This is a genomic window from Peribacillus frigoritolerans (genome assembly GCF_001636405.1).
GTDB classification, from domain to species: domain Bacteria; phylum Bacillota; class Bacilli; order Bacillales; family DSM-1321; genus Peribacillus; species Peribacillus frigoritolerans.
This window is the reverse complement of sequence record NZ_KV440950.1, coordinates 4,065,369-4,078,366: the sequence shown is the minus strand read 5'-3', so window position 1 is coordinate 4,078,366 and position 12,998 is coordinate 4,065,369. Positions and strand designations below refer to the sequence as shown.

Sequence of the window (12,998 nt, the reverse complement as noted above, 5' to 3'; positions counted from 1 at the left end):
GCCAACTGGGTGAAAGCAGCAGTTCAGGTACAGTGAATGGATGTTTTTTTATTTCCTGATAGTGAATACAAAATTGGTCCATTCATCATGATTACAGTTCGTTCATTCAAAAAATTATCCGGATCGTTCTTCTTTCCGCAATTCTGTTTAATTATAGCATTATTTTGGACGAGTCTGAATAATCATGGAAGAAGAGCAGGTTGTTTTATGTATCGGTAAGCAGGCAGGTGTTGGAAGAGTAAAGCAAAAAGCGCCTGTTGAGATGTATACAGGAGCCTATTTCATTCTATTCAAAGGGATGTGTGATACTTGATGGAGTTCAGGGAAATGAATAATCAAGAAATGGAGAAAGCGCTTCAAACAAACGTTACACACGGTTTGGACGATGATGTAGTAAAGGACAGGCTGCGAAAGAATGGTTTTAACGAATTGAAGGAAGGAGAAAAACAGTCAGCCATTCTTTTATTTTTCGCCCAATTCAAAGATTTCATGGTCATAGTTTTACTTGCCGCGACATTGGTTTCCGGGATATTGGGTGAATATATCGATGCGATTGCCATCATGGCGATTGTTTTTTTGAATGGATTACTTGGTTTTTTCCAAGAACGGAAGGCAGAAAAATCCTTGGATGCCTTAAAGGAAATGGCTGCACCGCAAGTTAACGTGCTTCGAGATGGCCAGTGGATGAAAATCCCATCGAGAGAAGTGGTTGTTGGGGATATCCTGAAGTTTTCGAGCGGTGACCGTATTGGTGCCGATTTACGGATCATCGACCATTCAAGCCTTGAAATAGAAGAGTCGGCACTTACCGGCGAGTCACTCCCGGCCGTTAAATGTTCTGATCCATTGATGAATGAGGTTGAAGGTATCGGTGATCAGGAAAATATGGCGTTTATGGGAACGATGGTGACAAGAGGGAATGGAGTCGGAATCGTAATCGCCACTGGAATGAATACGGCGATGGGAAAGATTGCGGATCTCCTGCAGACTGCGGAAACAAAAGAAACACCGCTTCAACGGAGGTTGGAGCAGCTAGGCAAAATTTTGATCGTCACGGCCTTAATATTAACTGTAATCGTAGTCCTGACTGGTGTCATTCAAGGGCATGACCTCTATACGATGTTTTTGGCCGGGGTATCTCTGGCTGTTGCGGCGATTCCCGAAGGCTTGCCGGCCATTGTGACCGTAGCCTTGTCTTTAGGTGTTCAGCGTATGATCAAACAAAAAGCGATTGTCCGTAAGCTTCCTGCCGTAGAAACGCTTGGCTGTGCAACAGTGATTTGCTCAGATAAAACAGGTACACTGACACAAAACAAAATGACGGTGACGAAGGTTTGGAGTGGAGGGAAAACTTGGGATGTCGGCGGTACTGGTTACAATCCGGTCGGAGAATTTTCTTTAGATGGAGTTTCAGTTGCACCGAAAAACCATAATGCCTTGCTTCAAATAATTACATTCGGCATGCTCTGTAATAAAGCTGAGTTAAAGGAGAATGGTAAACAATATATTCTAGACGGTGATCCGACAGAAGGGGCGATGTTGGTCGCGGCAATGAAAGCTGGATTGACGAGGGAACACCTATCTAAGAGGTTTACGATAGTAAAGGAGTTTCCATTTGACTCGAGCCGCAAAATGATGAGTGTCATAGTGAAGGATGATAAAGATAATCATTTCGTTATCGTAAAAGGTGCCCCGGACGTATTGATTGCCCAGTCCGACACGATTCTTTGGGAAGGAAGGTCGGAAATATTAAATCGGGAGAGCAAGGAAAGGGTGCAACAGGACATGAATGGGCTTGCTTCGCAGGCACTTAGAATGATTGCGGTAGGTTATAAACCTCTTTCAAAAGGAACGATTTTGCTGCATGAAACCGAAGCCGAGCGTAATTTGACCTTCATGGGACTTCAGGGCATGATCGATCCCCCGCGTCCGGAGGTGAAACAGGCAGTTAAGGAATGCAGGGACGCCGGGATCAAAACTGTCATGATTACAGGCGACCATGTGATAACTGCAAAGGCAATTGCTAAAGAGCTTGGAATTTTAAAAGGAAAAGACCGTGTACTTGAAGGACGGCAATTGGCGGACATGGAAGTCGGGGAACTTGAGGAAGTTGTTGAAACTGTTTCGGTATTTGCCCGAGTTTCCCCGGAACATAAGTTGAAAATCGTAAAAGCCTTGCAAAATAAAGGACATGTCGTTGCAATGACAGGGGATGGTGTCAATGATGCCCCTGCGATAAAATCAGCGGATATTGGTATATCCATGGGCATCACGGGGACTGATGTTGCTAAAGAAGCTTCTTCCTTGATATTGGTTGACGATAACTTTGCAACAATAAAATCGGCCATTAAAGAAGGCAGGAATATTTACGAAAACATCAGGAAGTTCATCCGTTACCTGCTTGCATCCAATGTTGGGGAGATTTTGGTCATGTTTTTTGCGATGCTATGTGCCTTGCCTTTACCATTGATACCAATCCAGATCTTATTCGTGAACCTTGTAACCGACGGACTGCCCGCGATGGCATTGGGCCTGGATGCCGCAGAAGAAGATGTAATGAAAAGGAATCCAAGAAATGCCAATGAAGGTGTGTTTGGAAGGGGGCTTGGCTGGAAGATCATCTCACGCGGTTTTCTGATAGGGGTTTCCACATTGATTGCATTTTATGTTGTATATCGTGCAAATCCGGATAATCTTGCTTATGCACAAACGATTGCTTTCGCTACCTTGGTCTTGGCTCAGCTTATACATGTATTCGATTGCCGAAGTGAACGTTCGATCTTCTCAAGAAATCCATTCGGTAACCTTTATCTAGTGGGGGCGGTACTATCCTCCCTATTATTGATGGTAGCCGTCATGTATGTGCAGCCTTTACAAACCATCTTTCATACGGTACCGATTTCGGGAAGGGATTGGCTATTAGTAATAGGAATGGCATCCATACCAACTTTTTTACTGGCTGGAACCTTTTTAGCAAGAAAAGCACAGTGATATATGGTATAATCTTTAAGGTGGTAGAGTCTTGCTCTATTGCCTTTTTATTTTTGTGGTATTTTATTTGTAAGCTAATGTTTCCGTACTTTAGCTAATATATAATGAATGTCAAAAGGCCAAATTACTACATTATGTTTTGATAGGATGTGGAACCATGGTTACCAGTATGACGGGCTATGGAAGAGAAGAAGCGGAAAACGAACAGGTCAGGGTTTTTGCTGAAATCAAGACCGTTAACCATCGTTTTTGTGAATATACGATTCGAATGCCGCGCCAGCTTTTGGTTTTGGAAGAAAAGGTGAAAAAGAAGGCGAATCAATACATAAGAAGGGGACGGGTGGAACTCTTCATTACAGTGGAAGGTGAGAGCCTGGTTTCCAAAAAGGTGAAGATCGATTGGGATCTTGCTGATCAATATGTGGGATTGATGGATGAAGTCAAGGGAAAATACAATCTGGAAAGTTCAATTACATTACAGGATATGCTGCAACTTGAATCGATTTTCATGACGGAAGAAGTACCTGCGGTTCCTGCCGATTTGGAATCCCTTTTAATGAAGGCCGTCACGGGGGCATTGGAAAATCTGAAAAAAATGCGGGATCTCGAAGGTCAGGAACTTGCCTCGGACATGAAACGCCAGCTTGAAAAGTTTGGTGAGATTGTAGCAGGAGTCAAAATGCATGCACCTTCAGTCGTCGAAAAATATAAAGCCCGATTGGAAATCAAACTGGCCGAGTTGACTGATGGATTGATTGAAGATAGCCGTATTGTGACAGAAGCGGCCATTTTTGCTGATAAATGTGATATAAATGAAGAACTGACCAGACTCGATAGCCATTTACAGCAATTTTCATGGACCCTTACCCATAGTGAACCAATTGGAAGGAAACTTGACTTCCTTGTCCAGGAAATGAATAGGGAAGTCAATACGATTGGATCAAAGGCAAATGATTCGGCCATTACGAAAGAAGTGGTGGAAATGAAAAGTTTGCTTGAAAAATTAAAGGAACAGGTTCAAAATATCGAGTAGTCGGTTTATGATGAACCTAACAAGGTGACAATAGATATGAATGGGGGACAAAAATGTCAATTAAGCTCATTAATATTGGTTTTGGGAATATCGTTTCCGCGAACCGGATCGTATCCATCGTGAGCCCTGAATCGGCTCCGATAAAAAGGATCATCCAAGACGCCCGAGATCGCGGATCCTTAATAGATGCTACATATGGCAGAAGAACCAGGGCCGTTATAATTACAGACAGCGACCATGTTATCTTATCTGCCGTTCAACCGGAAACGGTTGCTGCACGGCTACAAGATAGAGATGACAGCGTAGAAGAGGGGTAACTGAAACAATATGAGAGAAAAAGGTTTATTAATCGTTTTGTCCGGACCATCCGGTGTTGGTAAAGGAACTGTTAGGAAGGCGATTTTTTCTCAGCCAGGAACGGCATTCGAATATTCAATTTCGATGACGACAAGGCTGCCTCGCCATGGTGAAGTGGACGGAGTGGACTATTTCTTCAAAAAACGCGAGGAGTTCGAAGCACTGATCGAAGAAGGCAAATTGCTGGAATATGCTGAGTTCGTCGGTAATTATTATGGAACACCCGTGGATTATGTCCGTGAAACAATCGATTCCGGAAAAGATGTATTTCTGGAAATAGAAGTTCAAGGAGCTAAACAGGTCCGGGAGAAATTCCCTGAAGGACTTTTCATTTTCCTTGCTCCTCCGAGTTTGACTGAACTCGAAAGCCGCATCGTTACTCGCGGAACCGAGACGGAGGAAGCGATAAAAGGCCGGATGAAAGTGGCCAAGGAAGAAATAGAACTTATGGATCTGTACGATTATGTTGTTGAAAATGATCATGTGGATGCAGCATGTGCTAGAATTAATGCAATTGTAATTGCCGAGCATTGCCGTCGGGAAAGAGTTGCAGTTTTATATAAAAAAATGTTGGAGGCGGAATAAACCATGTTATATCCATCAATTGATTCTCTATTACTTAAAATCGATTCTAAATACTCACTTGTATCGGTGGCAGCTAAACGCGCCAGGGAAATGCAAATTAAAGATAATTGCCTTATTAAACCGGTTTCCCATAAATCGGTAGGCCGTGCCCTTGAAGAAATTCATTCCGGTAAATTGACTTACGATAATTCTTACGAGGAAAACTAAGAGAACACAGAGCTTGACCTATCGGGCCTGACACCCTAAAGCAAACAGGAGCGTTACATTTGGAAAGTGCTTCCTTCCTGCGGCCAAGGTGTCAGGCCTGTTTGTTTTGATTTTTTTTAAAGTAATGTTTGGGGGAATCCATAGGTTATTGCGCATTTCAAATGAAATTTCTTCGGTTTTCCGTCATAATTAGAAAGAATAGAATGTATAGTTAGGGGAAATTTGCATGCTTATCGATAAAAAAGTACTTCTTTGTGTCACCGGCGGGATTGCTGTATATAAGGCTGCTGCCCTGACAAGTAAATTAACTCAGGAAGGTGCGCATGTTAAAGTGATCATGAGTGAATCGGCACGTAAGTTCGTGACGCCGCTCACCTTTCAAGCACTTTCGAGAAATGATGTGTACACAGATACTTTTGATGAGAAGGATTCTTCAGTCATTGCCCACATCGACTTGGCTGATTGGGCTGATATCATCCTGTTGGCTCCAGCTACAGCCAATGTCATTGGCAAAGTAGCCAATGGAATCGCGGATGATATGATCACGACCACCCTATTGGCAACGGAAGCACCTGTTTGGGTTGCGCCGGCAATGAACGTGCACATGTACGCACATCCAGCGGTTCAGAAAAATATGGAGACACTTCGGTCGTTTGGATATCAATTCATTGAACCTGGTGAAGGGTATTTGGCCTGCGGATATGTAGGGAAAGGGCGATTGGAGGAACCGGAAACAATCGTAGAACATCTTAATCGATATTTCAATGAACGCAAATTACAGCAACAGCCTCTTAAAGGAAAGAAATATTTAATTACGGCAGGGCCGACACGTGAAGCGATTGATCCGGTTCGTTTTGTGACGAACCATTCCAGTGGCAAAATGGGCTATGCCCTAGCCGAAGCGGCAATTGAAATGGGCGCTGAGGTGACATTGATTACCGGCCCAGTGAACTTGACGCCACCTCCCAAGGCCAGAGTAATACCAGTGGAATCAGCAGCAAATATGTATGATGCGGTATTCGATCGGTTCGCTGCCAGTGATGTCGTAATCATGACGGCTGCAGTGGCGGATTATAAACCGAAGGTCTATCATACTCGAAAGATGAAAAAGCAGCCAGGGGAAAATGTGATTGAATTTGAACGGACAAAGGATATCCTAAAGGAACTCGGTGAAAATAAAACGCATCAGATTTTGGTGGGCTTTGCGGCTGAAACGAACAACGTTGAAGAATACGCAAGAGGAAAATTGGTCAAAAAGAATGCAGATATGATCGTTGCCAATAATGTTACCGTCGCAGGGGCAGGATTTGGAACGGATACGAACATCGTGACCATTTACGATAAAGATGGAAGTGCGACCGAACTTCCAAAAATGAGTAAAGCGGATATAGCTAAAAGCATCCTGGCAGAAGTATCTCGCAAGCAAAAGGAATGATGTCTTATGGATATAGCATCCGTCATCGTGGATGTACCTGCTAAACAAACGGATCGAGAATTCGACTATCGCATCCCTGAAAAGTGGAACCAAGTCATCAAGCCCGGAATGAGAGTCATCGTCCCATTCGGTCCAAGAATGGTGCAGGGGTTCGTCACAGGCTTAAAAGCTAAAAGCGACTTTGCGAAATTACGCTTTATAAAGGAACCAATGGATTTGGAGCCCATAATCAATGATGAATTGCTTCAGCTCGGTGACTGGTTGACCAAGGAGGCGATGTGTTTTAAAATTTCAGCGCTACAGGCCATGCTTCCGGCAGCGATGAAAGCAAAGTATGAAAAAGTCATTAAAGTCGTTGAAGATAAAAAGGACCAGCTCCCTCCCTCCATTCAAAACCTTTTCGGGAAAAATGATTCACTATCTTGGAAAGACGTGATTGAAGGGGAGAATGCCTCCCTGGTCCAAAAGGAAATGCAAAATGGCAATCTTGAGCTCGAATACAATGTGAAAAACCGACTTAACAAGAAGACGGTCCGAGTCATTAAATCTTTGCTTTCCCCTATGGAACTGAAAGAAATGGCATCAGCCATATCCAGCCATGCAAAAAAACAACAGGAACTCCTTCAATACTTTATTGAACATCAAGAACCCATCCCGTTAAAGGAATTGCTTGAATTGATGAACACATCAAGCGGTACCGTCAAATCCCTAGTGTCAAAAGGGGCCTTGGCTGAAATGGATCAAGAGGTATACCGTGATCCTTATGAAAACCGTGTGTTCGAAAAATCCATTCCCTTTACACTGACAGCTGAACAAACCGCTGCATTGAAGCCGATCCAAGAGAAAATACATCATGATGAACATGATGTCTTCCTTTTATATGGTGTAACCGGCAGCGGGAAGACGGAAGTGTATCTACAGGCAATTGCCTCTGTCATTGAAAAAGGGAAGGAAGCAATCATGCTTGTACCTGAAATCTCCTTGACGCCACAGACGGTGAAGAGGTTTAAGGAACGATTTGGGGAGCAGGTAGCTGTCATGCATAGCGGTTTATCCGTAGGTGAAAAATATGATGAATGGCGGAAAATTCACCGCAAAGAAGTAAAAGTGGTGGTCGGGGCGCGTTCTGCCGTGTTTGCTCCTTTTGAAAGCCTGGGGCTGGTCATCATTGACGAAGAGCATGAATCCAGTTATAAGCAAGAAGAAACGCCAAGGTACCATGCTAGGGATGTTGCCATTGAAAGAGCAAAATCATATGGTTGCCCGGTTATTCTTGGCAGCGCCACACCTACACTTGAATCTTTTGCGCGAGCCAAGAAAAATGTCTATAAATTATTGACCCTTAGCCAGAGGATGAATAAAAATGCTTTGCCAGCAGTGGATATTGTAGATATGAGGGAAGAACTAAGAACTGGAAATCGTTCCATGTTTTCGGAGCTGCTCTTTACCAAGCTGAAAGACAGGCTTGAGAAGGGGGAGCAAACTGTCCTGATGCTAAATAAAAGGGGGCATTCTTCCTTTGTGATGTGTCGAAGCTGCGGATTGGTCATCAACTGCCCTAATTGTGACATTTCACTTACATATCATCGCTTTAATGATATAATGAAATGCCATTATTGTGGGTTTGAAGAGGGAATGCCCTCCGTTTGCCCTGAATGTGAAAGTGAACATATAAGGTTCTTTGGTACAGGAACTCAAAAGGTTGAAGAAGAGCTTGCAAAAATCCTGCCTGAAGCAAGGGTCATACGAATGGATGTTGACACGACGAGTAAGAAGGGTTCACATGAGCGATTGCTGAATGCCTTTGGTGAAGGAAAAGCGGATATATTGCTAGGCACCCAAATGATAGCCAAGGGCCTTGATTTTCCTAATATCACTCTTGTTGGAGTCCTTTCAGCCGATACGATGCTACATCTGCCTGATTTCCGTTCTTCGGAAAAGACATTTCAGCTGCTGACGCAGGTCAGCGGAAGGGCGGGACGTCATCAGCTTCCGGGAGAAGTGGTCATCCAAACCTATACGCCTGAGCACTACAGCATCGAGCTTTCTGCCCTGCAGGATTATGATGCTTTTTATGAACGGGAGATGTATCTAAGGAGGCAAAGTCATTACCCTCCATATTATTATGTCGTCCTTATAACCGTTTCACATGAAGATTTAATGAAGACGGTAAGTGTTACTGAGAAAATCACCAATTATTTAGGCTCGCGATTGAATCGGGATTCTGTCGTACTAGGTCCGGTTGCTTCGCCCATTAGTCGAATCAACAATAGATATCGCTATCAATGTCTGATAAAATACAAACGAGAGCCGGACCTGAATCAGCATTTACGCACACTTTTAGAGCATTACCAAAAAGAAACCGCTCAGAATCATCTGCAGATTTCAATAGATTTAAATCCACAGATCATGATGTAATTATTTTAGAGATGGATGATTACCGCGAGCTGTAACAGCTTGCGTTTTTATATAATGAAGTGTTGTTTTTCATATCTAGGAGGGTACCTTTAATTTTGGCTATTTTACCGATTGTTTTGTTTCCTGAAAAAATTTTACAACAAAAATGCGATAAAGTAACAAGTTTTGATAAAAAGTTGGCAAAGCTGTTAAATAACATGTATGAAACGATGGTGGAGGCGGATGGCGTTGGACTTGCAGCACCTCAAGTTGGCGTGAAAAAGCAAGTGGCCGTCGTTGAAATAGAGGAAGGATCAGGTGCAATCGAACTGATTAATCCGGAAGTGCTGGAATTGGAAGGAGAACAGACAGGTGTTGAAGGATGCTTGAGCTTCCCGAGTTTATATGGTGAAGTAGTGCGTCCTTACCGTGTCAAAGTCCGAGCACAAGACCGAAAAGGATCTTATTTCGAGATAGAAGCGGAGGATTTCCTTGCAAGGGCCCTTCTACACGAAATCGATCATCTGCAAGGAGTCTTATTTACAAGTAAGGTTTCCCGGTATATTTCGGAAGAAGAGTTAGAAAGGTATGGAGAAGAATGACAAAAATAATTTTTATGGGTACACCGGACTTTTCGGTGCCGGTATTGAAAAGAATCATTGATGAAGGGTATGATGTGATCGCTGTTGTCACACAGCCAGATCGTCCAGTGGGCCGCAAAAAGGTGCTTACGCCGCCGCCAGTTAAAGTCGAAGCCGAAAAGCATGGGATACCCGTTTATCAGCCTGAAAAAATCCGGGAAAAAGAAGAACTTGAAAAAATCATTGCATTGAATGCTGATTTAGTGGTGACGGCAGCATTCGGACAAATTCTTCCGAATGAATTGTTGGATGCCCCTAAGTACGGTTGTATTAATGTACATGCCTCCCTGCTTCCTGAACTGCGTGGAGGGGCGCCAATTCATTATTCCATTTTACAGGGGAAAGAAAAGACAGGGATAACCATCATGTATATGGCAGAAAAATTGGATGCCGGTGATATATTGACTCAGGCGGAAGTTACTATAGAGGAAGAAGACAATGTTGGTACACTGCATGATAAATTAAGCAAGGTAGGGTCGGATTTACTTGCGGACACACTTCCAAAACTTATAAATGAAGAGTTACAGGCAATCAAGCAAGATGATGCTAAAGCATCTTTTGCGCCTAACATCAAACGGTCGGAGGAAAAAATCGACTGGTCGAAATCAGGGGAAGACATCTATAACCATGTACGCGGCTTGAATCCTTGGCCTGTTGCTTATACAACCTTAGACGGTTCCATTATGAAAATATGGCAAGTAAAGAAATTAGAAGCTGGCAAGCAAGCCTTGCCGGGCATGATCGTTGAGGTACAAAATGATGGTTTCATCGTTTCGACAGGCAATGAGACGGCAATACTAGTAACAGAACTGCAGCCTTCAGGAAAGAAAAAAATGCCGGCGAAAGATTACTTGCGCGGAGCCGGATCGTTCATTAAAGCAGGCATGAAGTTAGGAGAACAGAATGAAGCAAACTAAAAAGGGAGTACGTGAAATCGCTCTCGATATTTTGGAATCTGTAGAGAAAAACCAATCCTACAGTAACCTATTATTGAACAACTTGATTAAAAAGCACCAGTTATCCGCCGTGGACAGCGGTTTGCTTACAGAGATAAGCTACGGTACCATCCAGCGGAAAATGACTTTGGATTATTTTTTGAACCCGTTTATTAAACAACCTAAAAAAACGCAAAGCTGGGTCATCAATTTACTTAGACTTTCCGTTTACCAAATGGTCTATTTAGATAAAGTTCCCGATCATGCAATCATTTTCGAGGCCGTAGAAATTTCCAAAAAGCGCGGACACAAGGGCACCTCTTCGATGGTCAATGGTGTGCTTCGTAATATTCAAAGAAATGGTGTCCCTTCTTTAGAGGAAATTAAAAATGATCTGGAACGGCTTTCCATAGAGGTGAGTCATCCTATTTGGCTGGTCCAGCGTTGGGTAGAGCAATTTGGCTATGAAAAAACCAAGGAAATGTGTGAAATCAACTTAACTGCGCCATTACAGACAGGACGTGTTAATTTAAAAAAGATCTCACGCCGTGAACTGATCAGCATATTAACAGAAGAAGGATATGATGTTGAAGCGAGTGAAGTCGTTCCCGAAGCAATCGTCAGCTATAAAGGGAATCTTGCTCATTCAGAAAGCTATAAAATGGGGTATTTATCGATTCAGGACGAGAGTTCAATGCTAGTTGCCCATGCATTGGGTGCGAATGAAAATGATGCTGTGCTCGATTGCTGTGCTGCACCTGGAGGGAAAACGACCCATATCGCAGAAGGCTTGACCACAGGACAAGTATATGCACTAGACCTTCATGAACATAAGGTCAAGCTAATTAAAGAGCAGGCGGAGCGCCTAAAACTCAGAAACAATATTAAGACAATGGCCCTTGATAGCAGAAAAGTGCAAGAGCACTTTAATAAGGAAGGGTTTGACAGGGTCCTGATCGATGCACCATGTTCCGGGTTGGGAGTCATGCGCCGGAAACCTGATGTAAAGTATACTAAAACAAAAGATGATATAATGAAACTCTCAAGTATACAACAACAATTATTGGAATCGGCTGCCCCGCTTGTTAAGCAAGGAGGACGGTTAGTATATAGTACCTGTACGGTGGATAAAGAAGAAAATGACAAAGTCGCTGCAGCATTTTTGGAAAGCCATCCGGATTTTGAAAGCGATGCAACCTTGTCCACAAGAATGCCTGAAAGCGTTCAGCCATATATCGAGGGTCATACGCTGCAAGTTTTTCCGCAATATTTTAGCAGTGACGGATTCTTTATTGCGAGTTTTAGAAAGAAGGTGCTGTAATGGCAGAAATCACTAAATCATCTAGAGTAAGAAAAGACACGACACCAGAAAAACCATCGATCTACTCATTGGAGCTTCACCAAATTAAAGAATGGCTTCTTCAAAATGGAGAGAAGGCATTCCGGGCCGAGCAAGTATATGACTGGCTTTATAAAAAGCGTGTCTCCAGTTTTGAAGATATGTCCAACCTTTCGAAATCATTACGGGATAAGTTGGAGTCGCAATTCACCTTCACAACATTGAAGACTTTGATTCAGCAAACGTCCAATGACGGAACGATGAAGTTTTTATTTGAACTCCAAGATGGATATTCGATTGAAACGGTGCTGATGCGTCATGAATACGGAAACTCCATTTGCGTGACAACGCAAGTAGGATGCAGAATTGGCTGTACATTCTGTGCTTCGACACTAGGCGGTTTAAAGCGGAATCTTGAATCAGGGGAAATTGTTGCCCAGGTCGTTAAAGTTCAGCAAGCACTTGACGAGTCGGAAGAGCGTGTTAGTTCCGTCGTTATCATGGGAATCGGTGAACCGTTTGATAACTACGATAATATGATGTCATTCTTGAAGAATATAAACCATGAAAAGGGCTTGAACATCGGGGCGCGTCATATTACCGTTTCCACAAGTGGGATCATTCCTAAAATCTATAAGTTTGCCGAAGAAAGTATGCAAATAAACTTTGCTGTTTCCCTTCATGCACCGAATACGGAATTAAGAAGTAAATTGATGCCGATCAATAAGGCCTACAAACTTCCAGACCTGATTGAGGCCATCAAATACTATACAGAAAAAACAGGCCGCCGTGTAAGTTTTGAATATGGTCTATTCGGTGGCGAAAATGATTCAGTGGATCACGCTGAAGAATTAGCAGCTTTAATAAAAGGGATAAAATGCCATGTTAACTTAATACCGGTAAACTATGTACCGGAACGCAACTATGTACGAACACCTCGGGACCAGATTTTTGAGTTTGAAAAAACATTGAAGAAGCGCGGCATTAATGTAACGATCCGAAGGGAACAAGGCAGTGATATTGACGCAGCCTGCGGCCAGCTTCGGGCCAAGGAGCGCAAAGAAGAGACGAGGTGACC

12 protein-coding genes are annotated in these 12,998 nt (G+C 43.1%); all 12 read left to right on the top strand.

From position 1 onward, the window contains the following. Nucleotides 1-184 precede the first annotated feature (184 nt). The 12 genes from A6755_RS27995 to rlmN all read left to right on the top strand — a co-directional run bounded on the left by A6755_RS27995 (nt 185) and on the right by rlmN (nt 12,996). Complete coding sequence (locus tag A6755_RS27995) at nt 185-313, top strand: hypothetical protein (protein ID WP_262869245.1); 129 nt, start codon at nt 185-187, stop codon at nt 311-313. After that, the gene (locus A6755_RS19200; RefSeq protein WP_034315402.1) at nt 313-2,991 is read left to right on the top strand and encodes a calcium-translocating P-type ATPase, SERCA-type; all 2,679 of its coding nucleotides are present in this window, start codon (nt 313-315) and stop codon (nt 2,989-2,991) included. Before A6755_RS27995 ends, A6755_RS19200 begins: the two co-directional genes overlap by 1 nt. A gap of 157 nt (nt 2,992-3,148) precedes the next feature. Then, nucleotides 3,149-4,024 (top strand): YicC/YloC family endoribonuclease, encoded by an 876-nt coding sequence (locus tag A6755_RS19195; RefSeq protein ID WP_034313816.1) that lies wholly within the window; start codon nt 3,149-3,151, stop codon nt 4,022-4,024. 53 nt (nt 4,025-4,077) lie between these two features. Continuing rightward, nucleotides 4,078-4,341, top strand: a complete 264-nt coding sequence (remA, locus tag A6755_RS19190) for an extracellular matrix/biofilm regulator RemA (RefSeq protein WP_034313813.1) — start codon at nt 4,078-4,080, stop codon at nt 4,339-4,341. A gap of 10 nt (nt 4,342-4,351) precedes the next feature. Next, the gene (gene gmk / locus A6755_RS19185) at nt 4,352-4,966 is read left to right on the top strand and encodes a guanylate kinase (protein ID WP_034313809.1); all 615 of its coding nucleotides are present in this window, start codon (nt 4,352-4,354) and stop codon (nt 4,964-4,966) included. A 3-nt stretch (nt 4,967-4,969) separates the two neighbouring features. Beyond that, nucleotides 4,970-5,173 (top strand): DNA-directed RNA polymerase subunit omega, encoded by a 204-nt coding sequence (gene rpoZ, locus A6755_RS19180; protein WP_034313807.1) that lies wholly within the window; start codon nt 4,970-4,972, stop codon nt 5,171-5,173. A gap of 226 nt (nt 5,174-5,399) precedes the next feature. Next, entirely contained in the window at nt 5,400-6,608 is a 1,209-nt protein-coding gene (gene coaBC / locus A6755_RS19175; protein WP_063591678.1) for a bifunctional phosphopantothenoylcysteine decarboxylase/phosphopantothenate--cysteine ligase CoaBC, read from the top strand. Nucleotides 6,609-6,614: 6 nt separating this feature from the next. Further along, nucleotides 6,615-9,026 (top strand): primosomal protein N', encoded by a 2,412-nt coding sequence (gene priA, locus A6755_RS19170; RefSeq protein ID WP_057278427.1) that lies wholly within the window; start codon nt 6,615-6,617, stop codon nt 9,024-9,026. A gap of 95 nt (nt 9,027-9,121) precedes the next feature. After that, entirely contained in the window at nt 9,122-9,607 is a 486-nt protein-coding gene (def, locus tag A6755_RS19165) for a peptide deformylase (protein WP_034313798.1), read from the top strand. Further along, entirely contained in the window at nt 9,604-10,563 is a 960-nt protein-coding gene (gene fmt, locus A6755_RS19160; RefSeq protein WP_034313796.1) for a methionyl-tRNA formyltransferase, read from the top strand. Before def ends, fmt begins: the two co-directional genes overlap by 4 nt. Then, a complete protein-coding gene (rsmB, locus tag A6755_RS19155; RefSeq protein ID WP_057278424.1) occupies nt 10,550-11,902 on the top strand; it encodes a 16S rRNA (cytosine(967)-C(5))-methyltransferase RsmB in 1,353 nt (450 codons plus the stop codon). Before fmt ends, rsmB begins: the two co-directional genes overlap by 14 nt. Continuing rightward, a complete protein-coding gene (gene rlmN, locus A6755_RS19150) occupies nt 11,902-12,996 on the top strand; it encodes a dual-specificity RNA methyltransferase RlmN (protein ID WP_063591677.1) in 1,095 nt (364 codons plus the stop codon). Before rsmB ends, rlmN begins: the two co-directional genes overlap by 1 nt. Nucleotides 12,997-12,998: the final 2 nt, after the last annotated feature.

Coding starts and splice junctions, on each gene's coding strand:
- A6755_RS19200 (WP_034315402.1), top strand. CDS start 313: ATGGAGTTCAGGGAAATGAATAATCAAGAAATGGAGAAAGCGCTTCAA.
- rlmN (WP_063591677.1), top strand. CDS start 11,902: ATGGCAGAAATCACTAAATCATCTAGAGTAAGAAAAGACACGACACCA.
- rpoZ (WP_034313807.1), top strand. CDS start 4,970: ATGTTATATCCATCAATTGATTCTCTATTACTTAAAATCGATTCTAAA.
- rsmB (WP_057278424.1), top strand. CDS start 10,550: ATGAAGCAAACTAAAAAGGGAGTACGTGAAATCGCTCTCGATATTTTG.
- fmt (WP_034313796.1), top strand. CDS start 9,604: ATGACAAAAATAATTTTTATGGGTACACCGGACTTTTCGGTGCCGGTA.
- coaBC (WP_063591678.1), top strand. CDS start 5,400: ATGCTTATCGATAAAAAAGTACTTCTTTGTGTCACCGGCGGGATTGCT.
- gmk (WP_034313809.1), top strand. CDS start 4,352: ATGAGAGAAAAAGGTTTATTAATCGTTTTGTCCGGACCATCCGGTGTT.
- remA (WP_034313813.1), top strand. CDS start 4,078: ATGTCAATTAAGCTCATTAATATTGGTTTTGGGAATATCGTTTCCGCG.
- A6755_RS27995 (WP_262869245.1), top strand. CDS start 185: ATGGAAGAAGAGCAGGTTGTTTTATGTATCGGTAAGCAGGCAGGTGTT.
- priA (WP_057278427.1), top strand. CDS start 6,615: ATGGATATAGCATCCGTCATCGTGGATGTACCTGCTAAACAAACGGAT.
- A6755_RS19195 (WP_034313816.1), top strand. CDS start 3,149: ATGGTTACCAGTATGACGGGCTATGGAAGAGAAGAAGCGGAAAACGAA.